A 23,601-nucleotide genomic window follows, 5' to 3' on the forward strand; every position below is an offset into this window, starting at 1 on the left:
ACGCAGAGATGTGTTGTCACCGCAGTTCGGCACCGAAGATGCTCAGCCGCTCCAGCCACGGTCACGCAGGGCGGCCCGCGCGCGTCGGATCAGCGCATCGCGACCGCCGCCGAGTGACGACGCGGTAGCGAGCACGATGTCCCAGCCGTAGTCGTAGCGCAGGGTGTTCCACCGCTCGACGTCGAGTCGGTGCTGCTCAGGATCACGGTGGTGGGCGCCGTCGTACTCGACTGCCACCCGGTACTCCTCCGCACCGAGATCCACCCGGAACCGCCCGCGATCGATCGCCACCTGCGGCTCGAAGACGGTCAGGCCCGCGCGGTGCAGCGCGAGCCGGGTGTGCGTCTCCGGTGGCGACTCCGCCCGCCCGTCCGCCGCCCCCAGCACGGCCGCGACGCGGCGCGATCGATGCAGGTTCCGGTGCTGGTCCAGGTACCGCCGCATCTCCTCGACGGTGGTTGCCGCTCGGCCCGCCTCGTCGAAGCGAAGGCACTGATCGACTGCCGCGACCGCATCATCACCCGGGACGTAACGGGCCAGATCGACCGCGGTGCGCACCCCGGTCGTGAAGGCGACGCCGTCGACGTCGACCACGTCCTCCTCCGGGAGAACGCAGCGGCGGATCACGAGCCCTCGGCGGCGGCGATGCTCCGGCAGCCACACCTCCGTCGGCTTCCCTGCGCAGTAGGCCACCGAATGCAGAGCCGCAGCGGTCCACCCGCAGAAGACCGCATCCGGGTACAGGAGCAGGACGGCGTCGATGCGATCACGCAGTGTGATCTCGCGGCCGACCGGCGAGCGCACGCCGTGGAGCACCTGTCGAAACGCACTCCGAACCAGGTGCGGTGATGCCACCGCGTTCAAGTCCCGAGTGCGAATCGCCACATCCATTGGACGCATCGGCAGCGCCGATGGTCCCCAACCACACATCTTCGGTGCACAACTGCGAGGAATCTGGAGTCTCCGCCGCAGTTCGGCACCGAAGATCGCCTCGGTGAGGGTCAGGCGGCGTCGCGGACCCGGATCCCGACGGTGCCGTTCGCGCCCCGTCGGATCTTGGAACCGGTCACGGTGAGCCAGCCGAGGATGCCGTACTTGCTGCGGATCTGGGTGCCGGCGTCACCGCCGTCGACGATCTCCGCGACACCGGCGACCTGCGGGCCCTCGGTCTTCTTGCCGCGGGCGTCGCAGGCCTGCACCAGGACGGCCGGATTCTTGCGGATCCGCTTGACCTTCCAGGAGTCGGTCACGGTCCACATCACCAGATCGGCACCGTCGCGCACGGCCCAGAGCGGGGTGGCCACCGCGCTGCCGTCCTTGCGGTAGGTGGTGAGCATGACGTACTTGGCGTCGGCGACACTGGCGACGGTGGCTGCACTCATGGGATCAGCGTAGACGCGGTCAGCCCGCGGAGTGCAGCTCCGCCGGACCGGGCCACCGATCGGGCACGCGGGTGGCGATCCAGCGGACGAGCGCCGCATTGACATCGGCGGGACGTTCCTCCGCCATCCAGTGCCCCGAGTCGACGATCACCTCGGTGAGATCGGAGCACGCCGCGCGCATCGGATCGGCCAGCCGCGAGCGCACCGTCTCCAGGGTGGCGTCGTAGCGGCCGTGCAGGAACAGCACCGGCACATCGATCCGCCCGCCGGCGAGTTCCCGGGAGGCGTACTCGGCATCGGCGGGACCGTTGACGTACCAGGAGTTGGGGCCCGCCATGCCGTTCCGTTCGAACGCGGCGACGTAGATCGCATGGTCCTGCGGCGTCAGCACAGCGGGGTCGATCGGCAGCTGCGGCACGGGTCCACCGCCGAACCAGCCGCCGTTGCGGCTGATCAGCGCGGTGGGACCGGGGCCGTCGAGGTGCGAGGCATCACCGGGACGGAACAGGGCGGCGATGAAATGCGGTATGTCGCTCTCGAACTGGGCCGTGATCGCGTCGAAGGACTTGAGGTACTGGACCTGGTAGTCCCACTGACCGTACGGGTACTCGTCGGCCGGGTACTTCGCGCGGTCGATCAGATCGACGGGCCCGGGTCCGCCCGAGGGGAAGTGCGGCACGTTGAGGGAGGCGACGGCGTCGACCACCTCGGGATGGTGGGTGGCGATGTTCCAGACGACGGGTGAGCCCCAGTCGTGGCCGATCCAGATCGCGGTGCTGCGGCCGAGGGCGGCCAGCAGTTCCAGCATGTCGGCCACGATCTCCTCCCGACGGTACGCGGCCTTCTCGGCGGGCACGCTGGAGGTTCCGTAGCCCCGCATGTCCGGTGCCACACAGCGGAATCCGAGCTCGCCGAGCGCACGGAGCTGGTGTCGCCAGGAGTGCGAGAGCTCGGGCCAGCCGTGGCAGAGGATCAGCAGCGGACCGTCGTCCGGCCCGGACGCGAGGTAGCCGGTGGTGTGCCGTTCCGTGCGCACCGTGTGCGGGGTGATCGTCATGGCTCCAGCCTGTCACCGAACCGTCCGCGGCGCCCCCGGACACACGAAAGCGGGCGCGACCGTGTGGTCGCGCCCGCTCATCGTGTGCGGGTCAGCTGATGATCAGCCGGTCGCCGTCGTCGCTGACGGTGACCTTCACCGGATCGCCGTCGCGGACATCCCCCGCGAGCAGCGACTTGGCGAGCTGGTCGCCGATCGACTGCTGCACCAGGCGGCGCAGCGGCCGCGCACCGTACAGCGGGTCGAAACCGCGCTCGGCGAGCCAGGACTTCGCCTCGTCGGACACCTGCAGGTCGAGCCGGCGCTGGGACAGCCGCTTGCGCAGCTGGTCCAGCTGGATGTCCACGATGCCGGTCAGCTGGCCGGAATCGAGCGAGTCGAAGATGAGCACATCGTCGAGCCGGTTGATGAACTCCGGCTTGAACTTCGCGCGCACCGCGTTCATCACGTGGTCCTTATCGCCACCCGCACCGAGGTTGGAGGTGAGGATCAGGATCGTGTTGCGGAAGTCCACGGTACGACCCTGGCCGTCGGTGAGACGGCCCTCGTCGAGCACCTGCAGCAGCACGTCGAAGACGTCCGGGTGCGCCTTCTCGACCTCGTCGAACAGCACCACCGTGTAGGGGCGGCGCCGCACGGCCTCGGTCAGCTGGCCGCCGGCCTCGTAGCCGACGTACCCGGGAGGCGCGCCGACGAGCCGTGCGACGGAGTGCTTCTCGCCGTACTCGGACATGTCGATGCGCACCATGGCGCGCTCGTCGTCGAACAGGAACTCCGCGAGCCCCTTGGCCAGCTCCGTCTTGCCCACGCCGGTGGGGCCGAGGAACAGGAACGAGCCGGTGGGACGGTTCGGATCGGAGACGCCGGCACGGGTGCGGCGCACCGCATCCGAGACCGCCTCCACGGCGGCCTCCTGGCCGATCACGCGCTTGCCGATCTCCGACTCCATGCGCAGCAGCTTCGCCGTCTCGCCCTCGAGCATGCGGCCGGCGGGGATGCCGGTCCAGGCGGAGACCACGTCGGCCACGTCGTCGGGGCCGACCTCCTCCTTGAGCATGACGTCGCCGTCGGACGCGGCGCCCGAGTGGGCCACCGCCTCGTCGAGCTCCTTCTCCAGCGCGGGGATCTGGCCGTAGCGCAGCTCCGCCGCGCGGCCGAGATCGCCGTCGCGCTCGGCGCGCTCGGACTCACCCTTGAGGTTCTCGAGCTGCTCCTTGAGCGTGCGCACCGAGTCGATCGCCGACTTCTCGTTCTGCCAGCGCGAATTCAGCTGCGCCAGCTTCTCCTTGTGGTCGGCGAGTTCGCCGCGCAGCTTCTCCAGCCGGTCGACGGAGGCCGCGTCGGTCTCCTTCGACAGCGCCATCTCCTCGATCTCGAGGCGACGGACCAGCCGCTCCTCCGCGTCGATCTCCTCCGGGCGGGAGTCGATCTCCATGCGCAGGCGCGACGCGGCCTCATCGACGAGGTCGATCGCCTTGTCGGGCAGGAAGCGCGAGGTGATGTACCGGTCCGACAGCGATGCGGCCGAGACGAGCGCGGAGTCGGTGATGCGCACACCGTGGTGCACCTCGTACCGCTCCTTGAGCCCGCGCAGGATGCCGATCGTGTCCTCGACCGAGGGCTCGCCCACCAGCACCTGCTGGAAGCGGCGCTCGAGCGCGGCGTCCTTCTCGATGTACTGCCGGTACTCGTCGAGCGTGGTGGCGCCCACGAGCCGGAGCTCGCCGCGCGCCAGCATCGGCTTGATCATGTTGCCCGCGTCCATCGCGGAATCGCCGGTGGCACCGGCCCCCACGATGGTGTGCAGCTCGTCGATGAAGGTGATGATCTGCCCGGCCGAATTCTTGATCTCGTCCAGCACGGCCTTGAGCCGCTCCTCGAACTCGCCGCGGTACTTCGCGCCGGCGACCATCGCGCCCAGGTCGAGCGAGATCACCGTCTTACCGCGCAGCGATTCGGGCACGTCGCCCGTCACCACGCGCTGGGCCAGGCCCTCGACGATGGCGGTCTTGCCGACGCCGGGCTCGCCGATGAGCACCGGGTTGTTCTTGGTGCGGCGGGACAGTACCTGGACCACGCGACGGATCTCGTTGTCGCGCCCGATGACCGGGTCGAGCTTGCCCTCGCGGGCCCGCGCGGTGAGGTCGGTCGAGTACTTCTCCAGGGCCTGGTACTGGCCCTCGGGATCCTGCGAGGTGACCTTCGCGCTACCGCGGACGGCGGTGAAGGCCTCCCGGATCGCCTGCGGGGTGGCGCCGGCGTTCACCAGGATCTGGGCGGTCTCGCCGCCGGCCTCGGACAGGCCGTAGAGCACGTGCTCGGTGGAGACGTACTGGTCGCCCATCTCGGTGGCGAGCTTCTGCGCAGCCGTGATGGACGCGAGTGACTCGCGGCTCAGCTGCGGCTGCGTGGTGGAACCGCTGGCCTTGGGCTTGCGGTCCACGAGCTCCTGCGCACGGTTGCGCACGGTGACGGGATCGACGCCCACCGCCTTGAGCAGCGGCGCGGCGATGCCGTCGGTCTGGTCCAGCAGCGCGACCAGCAGGTGCGCCGGAGAGATCTCCGGGTTGCCCGCGGCCGATGCCGCCTGCAGAGCCGAGGTGAGCGCGGCCTGCGTCTTGGTGGTGGGATTGAACGAATCCACTCTTCTGTGCCCTCCTGGGTCGTCTCGAACATGTCGTGCAACCTGAGCCCTACTGGCTCAAGTATGCCCTTATGTAGAGAACAACGCACCAAGAGTTGAGTCTGTTCCACTCAAGGCAGAGAATTTTTCGCAGCACCCCGGCACGGGTGCGCCGAATCAGGCGAGGGCGGCCACGCGCTCCGCGATCTGGGCATGTGCACCGGCGGCCGGGTGACCATCGGCCTGCGCCGGGTACTGCCAGCCCTCACCCAGCGGCGAGATGACCTTCACCGACGGGTCCACCGAGCGGGCGGCGTCGATGATCGTCGCGTCCGTGCGGTTGGCGGCCGCGCCGCTGCGCACCGACGGGAACACGGTGACCACCGCGACCTGCGCGCGCGGCGCCTGGGCGCGCACCGTCTGGACCACCTTCCGGACCTGTCCGGCCACCACGGCGTCGGGGACTCCGACGTCGTTCGACCCGGCCTGCAGCACCACCAGGCCCGGGTTCCGGGCGGGCAGGTTCGCGGCCGAGGTGAGGCGGGCGATCGATCCGTCCGCGTACCCGGCGCCGGTCTTGGCGCTCACGTACACCGGGCGGCCGGTCTCGGCACTCACCCGGCTCGGGTAGGCGGAGGTCTTCGAGACGCCGTAGCCGGTGGAGATCGACGCGCCGATCACCACGATGGAGCGACGGTCCGCTGATCGCTGCGACTTGGGCTGTGCCACCGGACGCTGGACGGGCGCGCGCTGGGCGACCGGGCGCTCGACGGCCACCCGCTGCACGACGGCCTTATCGACGGTGGCGGTCGCGGCGGGGACCTTCGCGACCGCGGCGCGGATGGCGGGCGTCGTGGCGGCGGGAGCCTTCACGACCGAGACCTTGGCGGCGGGAGCCTTCGCGACGGCGGGGACCTCGGCGGCCGGCGGCGTCGGTTCCGCGGAGGCCTGGGCGGCGGCGAAGGGCGCCAGGGCCATTCCCGCTCCGATCGCCAGGCCGTAGCCCCAGCGCCGCAGGTTCTTCCGACCACGCAGTCCGGCCATGCGGATAGCCCTTCTCTCGATCATGTGCGAACACCTCGCCGCGGGATTCGCGACAGATCACTTCCGCCGGCCTGCGCCTCGCGGTCGACGCCCTGAAATGTACTCGACCAGGGGCCCGCGCAGCCATACCGACACCGCGACCGTGACCAAGATGCGACACACTTCGCAACCGTGTCACAGGGTCCGGGTGGTGCCCCGAATCCGCAGGTAGGATGGCCCGGTCGGAAACTGATGCCAGCAGCAGGAGCGTGAGAGTCGTGGGTTCGCATTCGCGGCACGGTCTGACGCAGATCGCGAACGACCTGCGTCCGCTGTCGGACGAGTTCACCAAGCACCTCTTCGCGCGGCTGTTCGCACTCGATCCGTCGCTGCGCGACCTGTTCCCCGCCAGCATGTCTTCGCACCGCGATGTCTTCTACCGGGTGCTCGACCACGTGCTCACCACCATCCCGCGCGCCGAGGACCACGAGGAGCTGATCGAGTTCCTCGCCCAGCTGGGCCGCGACCACCGCAAGTACGGGCTCACCGAGGCGCATTACGCCACCATGGGCACGGCGCTCTCGGCGGAGGTGCACGCCGTCTACCAGCCGCACGGCGGACTCGACGCCGACGACACCGCGGTGCTCGACCAGGCGATCCAGTTGATGACCGGCGTGATGCGCGGCGGCGCCCACTCCGATCCGACGCCGGCGCGCCGCAGCGCCCAGGTGGTCGACGTGCTGCGGCCGCACCCCGGGCTCACCGTCGTGCGCCTGGTGGCCGAGCAGCCCCTGCTGTTCCGCCCCGGACAGTACGTGGAGACGCAGATCCCGCAGGTGCCCCGGCAGTGGCGCCCCTTCTCCCTGGCGATGCCGCCGAACACGCAGGGCCAGATGGAGTTCCACGTGCGCGCGGTACCCGGCGGCGATCTGTCCAGCACCGTGCACTCGGAGACCCGGCCCGGGGATCAGTGGCAGTTCGGCCAGGTACACGGGCTGATGCGGGTCGACGGTACGCGGCCGGTCACCATGATCGCGGGCGGCACCGGGCTGGCGCCGATGAAGTCGATCCTGTTGGCGATGGCCGCCAGCGCGAACAATCCCGACGTGCACCTGCTGATGGGGGCTCGCTCGCCCGGACTGCTGTACGACGCGGAATCGCTCGCGATGCTGGCCGCCACCAACCCGTGGCTGCGGATCACCCAGGTGACCGATACGCGGCGGGATCCGTGGTGGCTCAAGACGCCGGCCACGCCGGCGCGGGCCCTGCCGCTGCGGCACGGCTCCGTGGTCGAGGCGATGGCGGGGCTGGATCTGCGCGAGCAGCGGGTGCTCATCGCCGGACCGTCCGGCCTGGTCCACTCGGCCCGCGACGCCGCGCTGCGCGCCGGCGCCGATCCCGATGAGGTTCTGCACGATCCGATCTGAGGTCAGCCGAGGGTGTCGGTGAGCAGGCGCCCCAGCCGCTCCCCCGCCAGCCGAAGTTGCGCCTCGGCGATCGGGCGGTACTTCGCGGTGTAGTCGGCGCCGATCACCGACGACGACGGGTACGCGTCCACCGCGATCCGGCAGCTCTCCTGCGCCCACTGTGCGGGGTCGGTCGATCCGGTCTGCGGCGCGGGCAGCGCGGTGACGCGGGCGCCGCTGCCGCCGTCGAGCAGGCCGGAGTCCCAGACCGCGTGCAGGTTCGTGGACCTGCCGTTGTAGGTGAGCTTGACGCTGTTGCCGCCGCGGTCCTTGGCGTAGCCGGTGTGCATGGGCTGCTCGATGTCGCCGACGAAGTGCACCAGGAACTTCAGTGCGTCGCGGCGTTGGTCGGCGGGCTTGGACTTGTCGGCGAGGATCGCGGTCTGGTTGCGGATCGTCTCGATCACGTTGGCGCCGCCGGAGCCGTTGATCTCGGGTGCGTAGACGCAGCCGTTCTCGGCGATGTTCACGAAGTGCCAGGGCGCGGTTGCTGCGCCCTCCGGGGTGGAGCGGTAGTCATCGGCCCAGGAGGCGACACCGGCGAGCGTCGGATTCGGTTCGCCCTGTAGCAGGTTCGCGACCTCCGCGGTGGCCGCGGGGCTGAGCCGCGCGGCGGCCACGGAGCCCACGATGCCGTGGCCCTCGACGCCCCAGGCGGAGGCCGGGGCGATGGAGACGAACGTCAGGGCGGTGGCGGTGGCCAGGACCGTCGCGATTCGTTTCATACGATAACTATCAGGGCCGGGGACGGAGCCCGCAACCCGAGCCGTCACACGGGCCAGGCGTCCAGGCGCTCCCACGTCCCGAAGTGCGGCGGTTCGCCGCAGGAGACGACGAGACCCGCGTCGCTCACGAGCGAACGCGGGTCGTAGTCGTCGATGAAGTACAGCGCCGCCGGGTCGACGGTCGCCTCGTCCGGCACCTCCCCGTCGACGATGGCCAGCCGGAAGCCGGCCCCGTCGTCGGTGGGGTGGTGCCGCACGGTGGTCCGGCCGCCGTCGCTGCGACGGAAGACGATGCGCTCGCTCATGGGAGCGATGCTGCCACCGATTCAGTCGCGGCGCCGGGTGCGCGGTTGCCACACCACGAGCGCGCTGGACTTGGGCACGTGCACGAGCTCGGCACCGGTGCGGTGCACGTTCTCGAGCTGCGTGGTCAGTTCCTGCACGCGCCGTTGCAGCGCGTCCACCTGGTTGGTCAGGTCGATGATCCGTTTGATGCCGGCGAGGTTCACGCCCTCGTCCTGCGAGAGTCGCTGCACCTCGCGGAGCAGGTCCACATCGCGGGTGGAGTACCGCCGGCCCCCGCCCGCCGACCGCTCGGGCTTCACGAGCCCGAGGCGGTCGTACGTGCGGAGTGTCTGTGCATGCATCCCGGCCAGCTGTGCGGCCACCGAGATCATGAAGACGTGGGCGTCCGGATCGTCAGGAATCTCCGGAGGTCGGTTCATTACGCACCCGCCCATCCGCTCCGCGGATCGAAGCCGGAGGCCCGTTCCGCTTCCGCGTACGCGCGCAGCGCATCCTGTGCCGCATCGTCCAGCGACGAGGGCACCGCCACCTGCACCTTGACCAGCAGATCGCCGTGGCCGCCCGACCGCTTGGGCACACCGCGACCGCGCACCCGGAGGGTGCGGCCGTCGGTGGTGCCCGCGGGGATCTTCACGCCCACCGGCTGCGCCAGCGTCGGCACGGTGACCGTGGCGCCCAGCGCCAGCTCCGAGAAGCTGACGGGCAGGGTCACCAGCAGATCGTCCCCGTTGCGGGTGAAGACGTCGTCCGCCTTCACGTGCACGGTCACGAACAGATCGCCCGACGGTGCGCCGCGCATCCCGGCCTGTCCCTGGCCGGCCAGGCGGATGCGCTGACTGTCCTTGACGCCGGGCGGGATCTTCACGTTCACCGTGCGGGTGCGCACGGTGACGCCGGTGCCGTTGCAATCGGTGCAGGGATCGTCGATCACCGAGCCGGTGCCGCGGCAGTCCGGGCAGGGCTCGGAGAAGCTGAACGCTCCCTGGTTCCGGCTCACGAGCCCGGAACCGTTGCAGGACTGGCACACCCGCGGGCTGGTGCCCGGCTTGGCGCCAGAGCCGTGGCAGGTGGTGCAAGGCGACGGTGACGTCAGCGTGATCGGTGTGGTGACACCGAGCGTGGCGTCCCGGAAGCCGAGGGTGATCTCGGATTCCAGATCGTTGCCCCGCCGCGGCCGCGAGGGCTGCGGACCGGGGCCCGGAGCCGCGCCACCGGCACGGTTGAACAGCCCCTCGAAGATGTCCCCGAATCCACCGCCGCCGCCGTTCGTGGCGCCGTCGAAGATGTCGGAGAACGAGAAGCCGCCCGAACCGCCACCGGTGTTGCCGAAGCCGCCGGTACCGAAGCCGCCACCGCCGGAGCCGAATCGACCGCCGCCGAACAGGCGCCGGGTCTCGTCGTACTCCTTGCGCTTGGCCGGATCCGACAGCACCGAGTTCGCCTCGGAAACGCGCTTGAACCGCTCCTCCGCCTTCGCGTCCCCCGGATTGCGGTCCGGGTGCAGCTCGGCGGCCAGTTTCCGGTAGGCCTTCTTGATGTCGTCCTGGCTGGCATCGGAGCTGACACCCAGTTCCTTGTAGAAGTCCTGTTCAACCCATTCCCTCTGGGTCACCGGGCATCACCTCCTTCTAGGACTCTTCCTGATCGGCGCCGGTCGCGCCCGCGCCGGACGCATCCGACTCGGGACGGTCGACCACGGCCACCATCGCGTTGCGGATCACCTTGCCGTCGATCTGATAGCCCTGGCGCAGCACCGTTCCCAGGACGGGATCGGCGCCGTCGCCCTCGTGCTGGACGGCCTCGTGGATGGACGGATCGAACTCGTCGCCCTCGGCGCCGAAGGACTCGAGACCGAGTCCGGCGAGCACGCCGTCGAGCTTGTCGGACACGGACTTGAGCGGGCCTGCTTCGAGGTCGCCGTGGCTGCGTGCGCGGTCGAGATCGTCGAGGACCACCAGCAGTTCGGCCACCACGTACGCCTTGCCCGCGGCGCGGGCGTCGACCACATCGCGCGCGGTGCGCTTGCGGTAGTTGGCGTACTCGGCGGTCACGCGCTGCAGATCGGCGGTCAGCTCGGCGACCTCGTCCGACGGTGCGTCGGTGCTGTCGGCCTCGGCCGCGGCGGACTCCTCCGCCGCGGCCGTGACAGTCCCTGCCTCGACCCCCTCAGCCTCCGTGTTCACCTCTTCCGGATCCACCGGATTCTCGGGGGTCGTCATTACTTCGCGTCCTTCGGATCCTCGTCGACGACCTCGGCGTCCACGACACCGTCGTCCGCCTGCGCGGACTGCTCGGCGCCCTCAGCCTGAGCCTCGGCACCGGCCTGCGCGTACAGCGCCTGGCCCAGAGCCTGCGACTCGGTCGACAGCTTCTCGACGGCGGCCTTCACGGCGGCGATGTCGGTGCCCTGCAGGGCCTCGTTCGCCTCCTTGATGGCGGCCTCGACCTTCTCCTTGTTCTCGGCCGGAACCTTATCGGCGTTCTCGGACAGGAACTTCTCGGTCTGGTTGACCAGCGACTCGGCCTGGTTGCGGGTCTCCGCCTCCTCGCGACGAGCCTTGTCCTCCGAGGCGTGCGCCTCGGCGTCCTTGATCATCCGGTCGATCTCCTCCTGCGACAGTCCGCTGCCGTCGGAGATCTTGATGGTGTTCTCCTTGCCCGTGCCCTTGTCCTTCGCGGTCACGTGCACGATGCCGTTGGCGTCGATGTCGAAGGTGACCTCGATCTGCGGCACGCCGCGCGGAGCCGGCGCGATGCCGGTCAGCTCGAAGCTGCCGAGCAGCTTGTTGTGCGCAGCGATCTCACGCTCGCCCTGGAACACCTGGATCTGCACCGACGGCTGGTTGTCGTCGGCCGTGGTGAAGGTCTCCGAGCGCTTGGTGGGGATGGTGGTGTTGCGCTCGATGAGCTTGGTCATCACGCCACCCTTGGTCTCGATGCCGAGGCTCAGCGGGGTCACGTCGAGCAGCAGCACGTCCTTGACCTCGCCGCGCAGCACGCCGGCCTGCAGGGCGGCGCCCACGGCGACGACCTCGTCCGGGTTGACGCCCTTGTTGGGCTCCTGGCCACCGGTGAGCTCCTTGACCAGCTCGGTCACGGCGGGCATGCGGGTGGAACCACCCACGAGCACCACGTGATCGATGTCGCCCACGGAGATGCCGGCGTCCTTGATGACGGCCTGGAACGGGGTGCGGGTGCGCTCCAGCAGATCGTTGGTGATCTTCTGGAACTCGCTGCGGCTGAGGTTCTCGTCGAGGAACAGCGGGTTCTTATCGGCGTCCACCGTGATGTACGGCAGGTTGATCGAGGTGCTCTGGCCCGAGCTCAGCTCGATCTTCGCCTTCTCCGCGGCCTCGCGCAGACGCTGCATGGCCATCTTGTCCTTGGTCAGGTCGATGCCGTGCTGCGCCTTGAACTTCTCGACCAGCCAGTCGACGATGCGCTGATCCCAGTCGTCACCACCGAGGTTGTTGTCGCCCGAGGTCGCGCGGACCTCGACGACACCGTCGCCGATCTCCAGCAGCGAGACGTCGAAGGTGCCACCACCGAGGTCGAAGACCAGGATGGTCTGCTCCTTCTCGCCCTTGTCCAGGCCGTACGCCAGAGCGGCGGCGGTGGGCTCGTTGACGATGCGGAGCACGTTGAGGCCGGCGATCTGGCCGGCTTCCTTGGTGGCCTGACGCTGGGCGTCGTTGAAGTACGCGGGCACGGTGATGACCGCGTCGGTGACGTCCTCACCGAGGTAGGCCTCGGCGTCGCGCTTGAGCTTCATCAGCGTGCGGGCGCTGATCTCCTGCGAGGTGTAGTTCTTGTCGTCGATGGACACGGTCCAGTCGGTGCCGATGTGGCGCTTGACCGAGCGGATGGTGCGGTCGACGTTGGTGACGGCCTGGTTCTTGGCGGGCTGGCCCACCAGGACCTCGCCGTTGCGTGCGAAGGCGACCACCGACGGGGTGGTCCGCGAGCCCTCGGCGTTGGCGATCACGACCGGGTCGCCGCCCTCGAGGACTGCGACGCACGAGTTGGTGGTGCCGAGGTCGATGCCTACTGCACGTCCCATACTTTCCTCCTATGTTCCGGCCGGTTCGCGGCCGTTGGGTTTCACTTGCCTGCTCGTTAGACTTCAGCGCCCCCGGCTCAAGGGGCGAACGCTTCCGTTCTACCTCATTGAGCGCAGGCCACTCAAGTCCTACGTGAGTTCCAACGAGCGGTCCGCAGATGTTGTTCCCGATTTCCGAAAAAAGTTGAGCGCACTTCGCGCAACCCTGACGGTGGGCCTGTTCCCGCAGGCAGCCGGGTTCCCCGACGGGGCGCGACCGGCGGCACCGTCGTCCCCCGCGCGGCACCGATTCCCTCCCAGCCCGGCGCCTCCCCCACCGCAGGAACGATCTCCCGTGGGGGACCGACCGGATCGCCCGCGGATCGGCGTGGCGTGGGGGACGACCGTAGAAACCACATGCCGATTCGAGTAGTTCCACTGATCCGATGGGGCGGTCGCCGGGGTGGAATCGGTGTGTGACTACCGCTGTCACTACTCATCGAGATGCCGTCCGCCGCGGCATCGCCCAGATCGCCGCCGGGATCACCGGCGCCGCGATCGCGGTCCTGGTACTCATGGTCTCCGCGCTGCCCGTCGATCCCGAGTCGGAGTTCGACACCGCCGGCGGCACCCGCGAGTACCCGGACGTCGACACCCTCCTGTCGATCGCCATGCTCGCCGGATTCACCGTCCCGATAGCCGCCGCCGTCGGGACCGCGTTCGGCCGCGGCCCGTGCCGAGGCTTCTGCGGCGTCGTACTCGCGCTGGCCGCGTTGTTCATGCACGCGCAGCTCACCTGACCACCGACAGATGTGTCCCCCGGCGCCCACAGGCACCGGGGGACACGCTCCCTCACCGATCAGGCCGCTGCGGGCACCTTCTCGGGCCGCGACTCGTGCTCCACACCCGCGTGCTCCTTGCCGATGTCGAAGCGGAGCAGGCGCAGCGCATTGGCCACGACGATCAGCGTCGAACCCTCATGGATGAACACCACCGGCCCCATCGGCAGGCCCATGAAGGTGACGATGATGAGGAAGACCACGATCCCCAGCGAGGCGATCAGGTTCTGCCGGATGATCCGGCTGGTCTGCCGGCTCAGCCGCACCGCGAAGGGCAGCCGGCCGAGGTCGTCGCTCATCAGGGCGACATCGGCGGTCTCGAGCGCGACGGCGGATCCGGCGGCGCCCATGGCGATCCCGACATCGGCCTGCGCCATCGCGGGGGCGTCGTTGACGCCGTCGCCGACCATGGCGCACCGTCGGGCACCCGGACCGGCGGGCTCGGCCTTGCTGCCCGACATGCCCTTGATCTGCGTGACCTTGTCCTCGGGCAGCAGGCCGCCCAGGGCCCGGTCGACACCGACCTCCTTGCCGACGGCGTCGGCCACCTGCTGGTGGTCGCCCGAGATCATCACGATGTCGGTCATGCCGGACTCGCGCAGCCGGTCGAGCACCTCGCCCGCCTCGCGGCGCGGCGTGTCCATCACGCCGATCACGCCGAGGAAGCGGCCGCCGCGGCGCACGATCATCAGGGTGCGACCGCCGGCCTGGAGCCGATCGATATCCGCCGCAACGTCATCGAGCGCGATCTCGGCGTCGGTGAACAGCCGGGCGTTGCCGATCTCCACCTCCTCGCCGTCGATCTTGGCGCGCACGCCGCGCCCGGTCACGGACTGGAGATCGGTGGCGGTGAGCTGCGTCTTCGTGCGGTCGGCGATGCCGTCGGAGACGGCCGCGGCCAGCGGGTGGTCCGAGAGCTTCTCGACGGCCAGGGTGGTGGCGAGCAGATCGTCGAGCTCCACGCCGGGGGCGGCGACGGTGTCGGTGACCTGCGGCTCGCCCCAGGTGAGGGTGCCGGTCTTGTCGAAGGCGATGGACGAGACCCGGCCGAGCGTCTCGAGCGGCGCACCGCCCTTGATCAGCACACCGGCGCGGGCCGCGCGGGCCACACCGGCCAGCACCGCCGATGGGGTGGCCAGCGCCAGGGCGCACGGGCTCGCGGCGACCAGGACGGCCATCGACAGGTAGAAGGCGTCGGTGAACGGGTTACCGAATCCGAAGTAGCCCACCAGGAAAACGCCGATCACGAAGGCGATCACCGCGGGGACGTAGATGCGCTGGAACTTGTCGAGGAAGCGCTGCGTGGGCGACTTGGCCTGATCGGTGGAGGCCACCAGCTCGACCACCTTGCTCAGCGTGGAGTCCTTGGCGAGTGCGGTGGCCTGCACCACGAGGGCGCCCGAGCCGTTGACGGTGCCCGCGAAGACGCGGTGCTCGGAGGGCACGGTGGTGGGCCGGGCCGCCGCGGCTGCGGGACTGCCCACGGGCTCCTTCTCGACCGGCATCGACTCGCCGGTCACGGCGCTCTGGTCGATCGCCGAGCGGCCGTCGACCACGAAGCCGTCGGCGCTCACCCGGGAGTTGGGGCGGACCAGCACGAGATCGCCCACCGCCAGGTCGTCGACCGACTTCTCGGCGAACTCGCCGGACAGGTTCGACGGTCCGCCGGTGTGCACCAGCGCGGTGCGCGGCGCGAGCTCGGCCAATGCCTCGATCGACTTGGAGGCGCGCGCCAGGGCGTACTCCTCCAGCGCGTGGCCGAGGCTGAACAGGAACAGCAGGACCGCGCCCTCGGCGAAGCGGCCGATGGAGGCGGCGCCGATCGCGGCGACCAGCATCAGGAAGTCGACCTCGAACTTGCCGTTGAGGGTCGAGTGGATCGCGGACCGGATGGTGAAGTAGCCGCCGAAGAAGTAGGTGGCGAGGAAGAAGAAGGTGGCGATGGACGGCTGGTCCAGCGCGTATTCGGCGATCATGCCGCTGACATAGGTGACGCCCGAGGCGATGGCGAAGCCGATCTCCCAGCGCGCCGAATGGCCGGAGTCGTGGTCGTGTTCTGCGCTCATGGGATCAGCGTAGGTGACATATGCATGAATTGCAATATATTTCTTCGATCGAAGTTTCCGGAGGTCGGTAGGCTTGCCGCCCGTGCACATCGGGATCATCGGAGCGGGACTGGCGGGACTCTCGGCGGCGCTGCATCTGATCGGCGCGGGACATCGCGTCACCGTGATCGAGCGCGCCGACGCCCCCGGCGGCCGCGCGGGAACCACCACCCTCCACGGCGCCGACGGCCGCGCGCATCTCGTCGATCCCGGTGCCAGCGTGCTGACGATGCCCGAGCTGGCCTTCGACGCGCTCGCCGCGGGCGGATTGGACCGCACCGCCGCCGAAGCGGAGCTCGACCTGTTGCCCGTGCGTCCGGCCTACGCCGGCCGCTTCCCCGCACTCCCCGGCCACGACCGCCCGAGCGTGCTGCACGTCCCCGAGGACCTCGACACCCCCGAGCACTTCGCCTGGCAACAGGCGATGTTCGACGCCGCCTATCCGCGCTTCATCGCGGGCGACGCGGCGCTGCGGTCCTACGCCAATCCGCGCGATCTGGCGGCCCTGGGCCGCATCGTCCGGCTCGGCGCGCTCAGTTCCATGCAGCGCCAGGTGGACCGGCGGGTGGACGACGAGCGGGCCCGGCGCATGCTCACCTTCCAGGCGCTGTACGCGGGCGTCAGTCCCGCGGCGGCGCGCGCGGTGTACGCCGTGATCTCGCACATGGATGTGGGCCTGGGCGTCTGGTACCCGCGCGCCGGAATGGGGCGGGTCGCCGAGGTGATGGCACGCCAGGTGGAACGCGCGGGCGGCACGGTACTGCTCGGCCACGACGTGCTCGGCTTGGACGGCCGACGAGGCCGGGTCTGCGGGCTGCGCGCCCGCGCGGACCGCGATGTCCGGCTGGCCCTCGACGCCGTCGTGGTCACCGCCGACGCTCCGATCGCGGACTGGCTGCTGGCGCCGCTGGGTGGACGACCGCCGCGCCGGAAGGTCCGGCTGTCCCCGTCGGCCGTCGTCGTCCACCTGGACGTCGACCCGGACCTGCAGGAGCACTGGCCCACCCAGGCGCATCACACGCTCGACTTCGGCGCCGCGTGGGAGCGCACCTTCGCCGAGATCACGGCCACCCGCGGCCGGGGGCGGCTGATGAGCGATCCCTCGTTCCTGATCACCCGGCCGTCGGTCACCGTCGGCGAACCCGGCCCGGTCTCCGTTCTGGCGCCGTGCCCGAATCTCGAATCGGCCCCGCTGGATTGGGACACCGTGGGCGGGGACTACGTGCGGGACTTCCTCGGCGTTCTCGCCGCGCGGGGCTACCGCGGTATCGACACCGCCGAGTTCCTGCGCATCGATACCCCCGCCGACTGGGCGCGCCAAGGACTTTCGGCGGGAACCCCGTTCGCGGCGGCGCACACGATCACCCAGACCGGTCCGCTGCGGCGCCCGCAGCGGGTTCCCGGTATCGCCAACGCCGTGCTCGCCGGTTCGCTGACCCATCCCGGTGTCGGTGTGCCTCCCGCGCTGATCTCGGGCCGGCTCGCCGCCGGCGCGATCGCTCGGTAGCAGCGAAAATCGCTGGAGCGCAGCGCACTCCCCCGGGTAGCGTCGCGCCCATGTCAGATCGAGCGAATGTCGAGTACGGGGACCGCGACGTGGCGATGCAGGGCGAGATCCTGCGCTCCGTCGTGGGTTCCGACGTGCACGGCATCGCGATCGCGGGCACCGACGATCACGACGAGCTGGGGGTCTACCTGGAGCCGCCCGCTTCGCTGTTGGGCGTGCCGGAGCCGCGGGCCGATTACATCTGGCGCACCCAGCCCGAGGGCGTGCGCAGCGGTCCGGGCGATACCGACCTGGTGATGTACAGCCTGCGGAAGTACCTGCGCCTGGCCGTCAAGGGCAACCCGACGGTGCTCCTGCCGCTGTACGCGCCCGAGGAGTCGCTGGTGAAGGTGACCGCCCTCGGCCGTTCACTGCGAGCACTGCGCGGCGCCTTCCTGTCCCGGCAGTCGGTGGAGCGGTTCCTGGGCTACATGCACTCGCAGCACCAGCGGATGCTGGGCCGTGCCAGCGGTGTGCCGAACCGGCCGGAGCTGGTGGAACGGTACGGCTGGGACGTCAAGTACGGCAGTCACGCGCTGCGCCTGGCGTACCAGGGCCACGAGATCGCCTCGGCCGGGACGCTCACCCTGCCGTTGGAGCCGACGCAGCGCGAGCGCGTGCTGGCCGTCAAGCGCGGCGAGGTGCCGCGGGCGGAGGTGTCCGCGGAGATCGATCGGTTGGAGCGGGCGGTGCGGTCACTGCTCGACGACGGTTGCCCGCTGCCCGAGCGCGCCGACGTTCCGCGGATCACCGCGTGGGCGGTGGCGGCGCAGCGCACGCACTGGGGCTGGTGACGCGTTCACGAATTCGGGTCCGGCGGGCGCACGCGGCAGAATTCTGCCGCGTCGCCCCGCAGGACCCGAATTCGTGAGGACTCACTCCGCGAGGAGGGCGTCGATCTGATTCATCGCCTCGGTCATCCCCTCCGCCATACCCATCTCCAGCACCCGGTCCAGCTGTTCGAGCGATCGATGGGTCGCGGTCACGTTCATCCGGGTGACCTCTCCCGCCGGCGTGATCACCACGGTGGTCGTGGAGTAGTCCTCGGGGTCGACCGGCTCGCCGTCCTCGCCGGCGAAACCGTCACGGAAGGTGAAGGTCGACGGTGCGTCGGTGGACTGCGTCGCGAACCATCCGCCGGCCTTCGTACCGTCGGGTCCGGTCATGTAGTACCGCGACTGGCCGCCCGGGGTGAGCTCATGGCGGACGAAGGTGGCCGGCCAGGTGGGCGGACCCCACCACTTCTCCAGCAGCCGGGGGTCCTCCCACAGCTGCCAGACCTTCTCGGGGGAGGTGGCGAACTCGGCGACCAGATCGAAGGTCAGCGCCTCGCGGTCGCTCGCGGTGGACAGAACGGGCATCTCTCACTCCTTCATCGAGGCTCGTCGAGCAACGCGTCCATGCGCGCCACCCGGCCGAGCCAGAGTTCCTCGTACTCGCGCAGCAGCCGCTGCGCGCGCTGGACGGCCGTGATGTCGGGTCGCACCAGGGCCTCGCGGCCCCGTCGCACCTTGGTGACCAGGCCCGCCCTCTCGAGGACGGCCACGTGCTTCTGGACGGCGGCGAAGCTCATCTCGTATCCCCGAGCGAGCTCGGAGACCGATCGTTCGCCCCCGATCACCCGCACCACGATGTCGCGGCGCGTGCGGTCCGCAAGCGCGTGGAAGAGGCGATCGACCTCGTCCGGCGTCAATTCATCTACAACCATCAGGTTGTAGATTAGCCGTGCGCAGGGATGTGTTCAAGCGAACATCCTCAGATGTCGGAATTGATAGATTCCGGGCTGGACTCTCTCACTTGAACTGGTACCGTTTGCTCGACACTTGGGTGTTGAATGTCAAGACACCCACGGAAGGAGAGGCAGCGATGAGCTCCCGTGCAACGGCCCGTGAACACGAGCCCGCCGAGGTCGAGATCCACGCCCGCAACGTCACCTTCGACTGGGAGAACACTCCGTTGGAGTGGATCCCCGGCGAGCCCGTGGCCAGCGACATCATCAGCAGCATCCTGCACTCCGTACTCCCCGAGGGTGAGCGCTGGTTCTGCGAGGTCTACAACGAGGCGCTGCCCTACGTGAAGGACGAGAACCTCGCCCGCACCATGCGCGGCTTCATCGGCCAGGAGGCCATGCACGCCGAATCGCACGACCGCGCGCTGTCCGAGTACCTCGCGCGTTGCGGCATCGACACCACGCCGGTCGCCCGGCAGTTCGAGTACGTCTTCCGCAAGATCCTCGCGCCGCGCACCTACCGCTCGGACCGCGCGCAGTACAACGACATGGTGCAGCGCCTGTGGCTGATCGCCGCCGTCGAGCACTACACCGCGATCCTCGGCGTCTTCGCCCTGAACAACGCGTGGGACGACTACAACGTGGACCCCACGATGGCCGACATCTGCCGCTGGCACGGCGCGGAAGAGGTCGAGCACCGCAGCGTGGCGCACGATGTGGCGAACTACTTCGACCCCAGCTACTTCCACCGTTGCCGCGCGATGATCGTGGGCATCGTCTTCCTGGTGCTGGCGCTGCACCGGTCCTCCGGCTTCATGCTCCGCAAGGATCCGAACTTCAGCTACTCGTACCCGCGGCTGTGGTGGGAGTACCTCAAGGGCTCGCGCAAGAACATCCTGCCCAAGCTGCGCGACATCGTGAAGTTCACGCTGATCTACTTCAAGCCGCACTTCGACCCCGCGTCGATCGGATCCACCGCGCAGGCCGTCGCCTACCTCGCCACCTCTCCGGCGGCCCGGGCGGCCAACTGATGACCGACCCCAAGAAGGGGCGCACGTCGCCGTCCGTCTTCCGGCCGTGGGGCGAGCCCGTCACCGAGGTTCCGCCGCACCTGTACGGGCGATGGAAGCGTGATCCGTTGCTGCGCTTCGCCAATGCCTTCTTCGGCACCACCATTCCCGCCTTCGCGCACCTGATGCGGCCGCGGCAGCTCGCCGAACCGGACACGTCGCGGCAGCTTCGGGTGATCGGCCGGGAGATCGTGGCGCACGACAAGGACGTGGTCGCCCTCACCTTCGAATCGGCCGACGGTACGCCGCTCCCCCGCTGGACGCCCGGCGCACACCTCGACCTCATGCTGCCGTCGGGCAGGATGCGCGAGTACTCCCTGTGCGGCGACCCCGCCGAACCGGACTCCTACCGCATCGCGGTGCGCCGCATCCCCAACGGCGGTGGCGGCTCCGTCGAGGTGCACGAGACGCTGCACCTCGGTGCCACCGTGACGGTGAAGGGCCCCCGCAACGGCATGCCGATGGCGGTGCCCGGACACGGTTCTCCCGCACAGCATCTGCGCTTCGTGGCCGGCGGCATCGGCATCACGCCGATCCTGCCGATGATGATCGCCGCCGAGCGGCTCGGCCTCGACTGGTCGATGCTCTACACCGGCCGCTCGACCGACACGATCCCGTTCATCTCCGAAGTCGAGAAGTTCGGCGACAAGGTGGAGATCCGCACCGACGACGTGCACGGAATCCCCACCGCCGACATCCTGATCGGCGACACCCCCGGCCCCACGGCGCTGTACTCCTGCGGCCCCATCCCCATGCTGGAGTCGCTGCGGGTCGGCCTCATCGGCCGCACCGACGTCGAGCTGCACTACGAGCGCTTCTCGGCGCCTCCGGTGGTCGACGGAAAGCCCTTCTCCACCACGCTCGCCGAGACCGACGAGACGATCGACGTGGCCGCCGACGAGACGCTCCTCGCCGCCATCCTCAAGGTGCGCCCCGACGCCCCGTACTCCTGCAAGCAGGGCTTCTGCGGCACCTGCCGGGTGACGGTGACCGAGGGCACCGTCGACCATCGCGATCAGACCCTGACGCCCTTCGAGCGGGAGCAGGGACAGATGCTCACCTGCGTCTCCCGCGCCGCCGGCGATCACCTCACCATCAACCTCTAGAAGGCATTCATGACTGCACAGACCCGCTTCGACGTGCCCACGTCCGACGGTCTCACCCTCGCCGGATTCCGTTACGGCGAACATGATTCCGCGTTGCCCACAGTGGTCGCGATCCACGGCTACCCGGATAACCACCATGTGTGGGACGGTGTCGCCGACTCGCTGTCCGGTCGCGCGAACGTGTACACCTACGACGTGCGCGGCGCGGGCGAGTCCGAGGCGCCCGCCGGCAAGGCCGGATACCGCTTCGATCGGCTGATCTCCGATGTCTCGAAGGTGATCGACGCGGTGCGCGAGCATTCCGGCGATCGCTCCAAGGTGCACCTGCTGGGCCACGACTGGGGCTCGATCCAGGGCTGGCACGCGGTGGTCGACCCGGCGGTGGCCGACAAGACCGCGAGCTACACCTCGATCTCCGGCCCGAACCTCAACCACGCCGGCGAGTACCTGCAGGGCGCCCGCCGCCCCGCGGATCTGCCCGCCCGGCTGCGCCAGGCCGCCGGATCGACCTACATCCCGTTCTTCCTCGCCCCCGGTCTCGCGGATGCCCTGTACCGGCGCGGCTGGGGACAGAAACTGATCGAGACCCTGGAGAAGCGCGGCACCGGCGGCCGCACCGCCGAGGGCTACACGCGCACCGACCGCGACTTCACCAACGGCCTGAACCTGTACCGCGCCAACATGCCCGGCCCGTTCCTCAAGCCGGCCGCGGCCGACACCACCGTGCCGGTGCAGGTGGTCACCCCCGAGGGCGATCTGTTCGTGACGCCGCCGCTGCAGCTGGCCGGCCTGGAGCACTCGCCGAAGTCGCGGCACGTCTCGGTGCCCGGCGGGCATTGGGTGGTGGCGCAGAACCCCGCCCCCGTGGCCGATGTCACCGCCGAGTGGATCGAGGCCAACCGATGATCTCGACCATCTCCGTCAACGGCCGATGGGCGCGCGTGCGCGTCGAGGGCGACGAGTCCAAGCCCACCGTCCTGCTGCTGCACGGCATCACCCGCAGCCTGGACGACTGGGATCCGCAGTTCGAGGCCCTGTCCGGCGAGTTCCGGCTCGTCGCACTGGATCTGCCCGGCTACGGCTGGTCCGCCCCGCATCCCGAGGGTGCCGGACTGGAGGCCCTGGCCCGCGGCGTCGGCGAGACCCTGGACGCCCTGGGGGTCACCGGCCCTGTTCACGTGGTGGGCAATTCGTTGGGCGGCGCGGTCACGATGACGCTGCTCACGCAACGCCCGGAGCAGGTCGCGACGATGACGCTGGTCGACTCCGCCGGTTTCGGTAAAGAGGTGACGCCGCTGCTGCGTCTGCTCGGCCTGCCGGTGATCGGCAAGCTCATGGCCACCGTTCCGAGCCGGCTGTCCGCGATCATCCAGGAGCGACTGATCTTCGCGGACAAGTCCTTCGCGACTCGCGCGCGGATCGATCACGCGATGGCCATCGCCCGGGAGACCGACGCCGGGCTCACCACCTGGCGCACCGCCGACACTCTCGGTTCCGTGTTGGGCGGCGTGAAGCAGGAGTGGCGCGACGCCCTCCAGACCGCGATCGCGAAGACCCCGCGGCCCACTCTGATCGTGTGGGGCGACCGGGACCAGATCCTGCCGCCCGCGCACCTGGACGCCGCCCGCGCCCTGATCCCGCACTCCGAGGGACACCTGATCCCCGGCGTCGGTCACATGCCGCAGCTCGAATGCGCGCCCGAGTTCGACGCGCTGCTCACCGAGTTCCTCGCCCGGAACGCGACCCCCGAGCTACGGCGAGCAGCTTCGCAGTAGCCGGGACCCGGATGCGGCCGGCCCGGGCACCGTCGAGCCCGGCTGCCTCCAGGCGGCGCAGCAGAGCGACATAGAGATCGGCGGCGGCGCGCACACCGCGCTGGACGTCTCGCGGGAGCCGGTCGATGCCCCGTCGGGCCTGCTCCAGATCGGTGCGGGCGTCGGCGAGGGCCTCGGCGTACGCCTGCGCTGTGAGCTCGGGGAGGTAGGCACGGCCGAGGCGCAGCTCGTCATCAGTGAGATCGCGCAGGAAGTTGACCTTCTGGAAGCCCGCGCCGAGCCGTCGGGCGTCGGGAGCGAGCGCCTCGTAGTCCGACGGTGCCACCCCGTGCAGGTAGGCGCGCAGGCACATCAGCCCCACCACCTCGGCGGAGCCGTGGATGTACTCGGCCAGGGACTCCGCGGTATGCGGCGCGGGCGTGAGATCCGCACGCATCGAGGCGAAGAAGGGCCGGGTGAGCTCGGTCCCGAATCCGGTTGTGCGGGCGGTGTTCGCGAAGGCGTGCACCACGAGATCGGTGCTGAATCCGGTCTGCATCGCGCGTTCGGTGGCGAACTCCAGGCCGTCGAGATGGGCCCTCGGATCCACGGCGCAGGCGCCGTCGACCACTTCGTCGGCCACGCGCACCAGGCCGTAGATCGAGGTGATGTGCGGCCGCACCCGACGCGGCATCATCCTGCTGGCCATCGAGAACGAGGTCGAGTACTGGCGGATCACGACCGCGGAGGCCGCGACGGCCGCCGCCGTGTACCGCTCGGTGGGATCCATGTCCCCGATTCTCCCCGACGGCCGCCGACGTCCACCCATGG

Annotated in this window: 23 protein-coding genes; 8 read left to right on the forward strand and 15 right to left on the reverse strand. The window is 69.7% G+C overall.

What is annotated here, in order from left to right:
- Window positions 1–42: 42 nt before the first annotated feature.
- The 5 genes from TTY48_RS06705 to TTY48_RS06725 all read right to left on the reverse strand — a co-directional run bounded on the left by TTY48_RS06705 (window position 43) and on the right by TTY48_RS06725 (window position 6,130).
- The gene (locus TTY48_RS06705; protein ID WP_220656756.1) at window positions 43–804 is read right to left on the reverse strand and encodes an endonuclease domain-containing protein; all 762 of its coding nucleotides are present in this window, start codon (window positions 802–804) and stop codon (window positions 43–45) included.
- A gap of 197 nt (window positions 805–1,001) precedes the next feature.
- Window positions 1,002–1,382 carry a PPOX class F420-dependent oxidoreductase gene (locus TTY48_RS06710; RefSeq protein WP_220656757.1) on the reverse strand — a complete coding sequence of 127 codons (381 nt, stop codon included), beginning with the start codon at window positions 1,380–1,382 and terminating at the stop codon, window positions 1,002–1,004.
- Between the two features lie 19 nt (window positions 1,383–1,401).
- Window positions 1,402–2,439, reverse strand: a complete 1,038-nt coding sequence (locus TTY48_RS06715) for an alpha/beta hydrolase (protein ID WP_220656758.1) — start codon at window positions 2,437–2,439, stop codon at window positions 1,402–1,404.
- Between the two features lie 91 nt (window positions 2,440–2,530).
- Entirely contained in the window at window positions 2,531–5,083 is a 2,553-nt protein-coding gene (gene clpB, locus TTY48_RS06720) for an ATP-dependent chaperone ClpB (protein ID WP_220656759.1), read from the reverse strand.
- Between the two features lie 156 nt (window positions 5,084–5,239).
- Window positions 5,240–6,130, reverse strand: coding sequence for an SGNH/GDSL hydrolase family protein (locus tag TTY48_RS06725; RefSeq protein ID WP_220656760.1), 891 nt, complete (start codon window positions 6,128–6,130; stop codon window positions 5,240–5,242).
- 233 nt (window positions 6,131–6,363) lie between these two features.
- On the opposite strand from TTY48_RS06725, the gene TTY48_RS06730 reads away from it, so the two are divergent.
- The gene (locus TTY48_RS06730; RefSeq protein WP_220656761.1) at window positions 6,364–7,512 is read left to right on the forward strand and encodes an FAD-binding oxidoreductase; all 1,149 of its coding nucleotides are present in this window, start codon (window positions 6,364–6,366) and stop codon (window positions 7,510–7,512) included.
- A 2-nt stretch (window positions 7,513–7,514) separates the two neighbouring features.
- On the opposite strand, the gene TTY48_RS06735 is transcribed toward TTY48_RS06730, so the two are convergent.
- From TTY48_RS06735 to dnaK, 6 genes are read right to left on the reverse strand one after another with little or no spacing between them, the layout of a single operon-like run.
- A complete protein-coding gene (locus TTY48_RS06735) occupies window positions 7,515–8,276 on the reverse strand; it encodes a S1/P1 nuclease (protein ID WP_220656762.1) in 762 nt (253 codons plus the stop codon).
- A gap of 44 nt (window positions 8,277–8,320) precedes the next feature.
- Window positions 8,321–8,581, reverse strand: coding sequence for a hypothetical protein (locus tag TTY48_RS06740; protein WP_220656763.1), 261 nt, complete (start codon window positions 8,579–8,581; stop codon window positions 8,321–8,323).
- Window positions 8,582–8,602: 21 nt separating this feature from the next.
- Window positions 8,603–9,001 (reverse strand): heat shock protein transcriptional repressor HspR, encoded by a 399-nt coding sequence (locus tag TTY48_RS06745; protein WP_220656764.1) that lies wholly within the window; start codon window positions 8,999–9,001, stop codon window positions 8,603–8,605.
- Window positions 9,001–10,194, reverse strand: a complete 1,194-nt coding sequence (gene dnaJ / locus TTY48_RS06750; RefSeq protein ID WP_220656765.1) for a molecular chaperone DnaJ — start codon at window positions 10,192–10,194, stop codon at window positions 9,001–9,003. The genes TTY48_RS06745 and dnaJ overlap by 1 nt, the downstream gene beginning before the upstream one ends.
- Before the next feature lie 16 nt (window positions 10,195–10,210).
- On the reverse strand, window positions 10,211–10,801 hold the full coding sequence (gene grpE / locus TTY48_RS06755; protein WP_220656766.1) for a nucleotide exchange factor GrpE: 591 nt from the start codon (window positions 10,799–10,801) through the stop codon (window positions 10,211–10,213).
- On the reverse strand, window positions 10,801–12,642 hold the full coding sequence (dnaK, locus tag TTY48_RS06760) for a molecular chaperone DnaK (protein WP_220656767.1): 1,842 nt from the start codon (window positions 12,640–12,642) through the stop codon (window positions 10,801–10,803). The genes grpE and dnaK overlap by 1 nt, the downstream gene beginning before the upstream one ends.
- A 455-nt stretch (window positions 12,643–13,097) precedes the next feature.
- Here dnaK and TTY48_RS06765 point away from each other — a divergent pair, with 455 nt between their 5' ends.
- The gene (locus TTY48_RS06765; protein ID WP_220656768.1) at window positions 13,098–13,421 is read left to right on the forward strand and encodes a hypothetical protein; all 324 of its coding nucleotides are present in this window, start codon (window positions 13,098–13,100) and stop codon (window positions 13,419–13,421) included.
- A 59-nt stretch (window positions 13,422–13,480) separates the two neighbouring features.
- On the opposite strand, the gene TTY48_RS06770 is transcribed toward TTY48_RS06765, so the two are convergent.
- Window positions 13,481–15,526, reverse strand: coding sequence for a heavy metal translocating P-type ATPase (locus tag TTY48_RS06770; RefSeq protein WP_220656769.1), 2,046 nt, complete (start codon window positions 15,524–15,526; stop codon window positions 13,481–13,483).
- 82 nt (window positions 15,527–15,608) lie between these two features.
- Between TTY48_RS06770 and crtI the strand changes: the two genes are divergently transcribed.
- Window positions 15,609–17,072, forward strand: coding sequence for a phytoene desaturase family protein (gene crtI, locus TTY48_RS06775; protein ID WP_255585545.1), 1,464 nt, complete (start codon window positions 15,609–15,611; stop codon window positions 17,070–17,072).
- A gap of 50 nt (window positions 17,073–17,122) precedes the next feature.
- A complete protein-coding gene (locus TTY48_RS06780; RefSeq protein ID WP_220656771.1) occupies window positions 17,123–17,905 on the forward strand; it encodes a DNA polymerase beta superfamily protein in 783 nt (260 codons plus the stop codon).
- An 81-nt stretch (window positions 17,906–17,986) separates the two neighbouring features.
- Here TTY48_RS06780 and TTY48_RS06785 read toward each other — a convergent pair whose 3' ends face one another.
- Complete coding sequence (locus TTY48_RS06785) at window positions 17,987–18,472, reverse strand: SRPBCC domain-containing protein (RefSeq protein ID WP_220656772.1); 486 nt, start codon at window positions 18,470–18,472, stop codon at window positions 17,987–17,989.
- Window positions 18,473–18,483: 11 nt separating this feature from the next.
- Window positions 18,484–18,819 (reverse strand): helix-turn-helix transcriptional regulator, encoded by a 336-nt coding sequence (locus TTY48_RS06790; RefSeq protein ID WP_220656773.1) that lies wholly within the window; start codon window positions 18,817–18,819, stop codon window positions 18,484–18,486.
- Window positions 18,820–18,977: 158 nt separating this feature from the next.
- Between TTY48_RS06790 and TTY48_RS06795 the strand changes: the two genes are divergently transcribed.
- Genes TTY48_RS06795 through TTY48_RS06810 form a run of 4 tightly spaced genes read left to right on the forward strand, consistent with a single transcriptional unit; the run spans window position 18,978 to window position 22,791 of the window.
- Window positions 18,978–19,871 carry a metal-dependent hydrolase gene (locus TTY48_RS06795; RefSeq protein WP_220656774.1) on the forward strand — a complete coding sequence of 298 codons (894 nt, stop codon included), beginning with the start codon at window positions 18,978–18,980 and terminating at the stop codon, window positions 19,869–19,871.
- Window positions 19,871–21,016 (forward strand): PDR/VanB family oxidoreductase, encoded by a 1,146-nt coding sequence (locus TTY48_RS06800; protein WP_220656775.1) that lies wholly within the window; start codon window positions 19,871–19,873, stop codon window positions 21,014–21,016. Before TTY48_RS06795 ends, TTY48_RS06800 begins: the two co-directional genes overlap by 1 nt.
- A 9-nt stretch (window positions 21,017–21,025) precedes the next feature.
- Window positions 21,026–21,922 (forward strand): alpha/beta fold hydrolase, encoded by an 897-nt coding sequence (locus tag TTY48_RS06805; protein WP_220656776.1) that lies wholly within the window; start codon window positions 21,026–21,028, stop codon window positions 21,920–21,922.
- Window positions 21,919–22,791 carry an alpha/beta fold hydrolase gene (locus TTY48_RS06810; RefSeq protein ID WP_220656777.1) on the forward strand — a complete coding sequence of 291 codons (873 nt, stop codon included), beginning with the start codon at window positions 21,919–21,921 and terminating at the stop codon, window positions 22,789–22,791. The genes TTY48_RS06805 and TTY48_RS06810 overlap by 4 nt, the downstream gene beginning before the upstream one ends.
- Here the strand turns inward: TTY48_RS06810 and TTY48_RS06815 are convergent.
- The gene (locus tag TTY48_RS06815) at window positions 22,733–23,560 is read right to left on the reverse strand and encodes a squalene/phytoene synthase family protein (protein WP_220656778.1); all 828 of its coding nucleotides are present in this window, start codon (window positions 23,558–23,560) and stop codon (window positions 22,733–22,735) included. The two genes, TTY48_RS06810 and TTY48_RS06815, sit on opposite strands and share 59 nt — an antisense overlap.
- Window positions 23,561–23,601: the final 41 nt, after the last annotated feature.

The organism is Tsukamurella sp. TY48 (genome assembly GCF_019656655.1).
GTDB lineage: Bacteria > Actinomycetota > Actinomycetes > Mycobacteriales > Mycobacteriaceae > Tsukamurella > Tsukamurella strandjordii.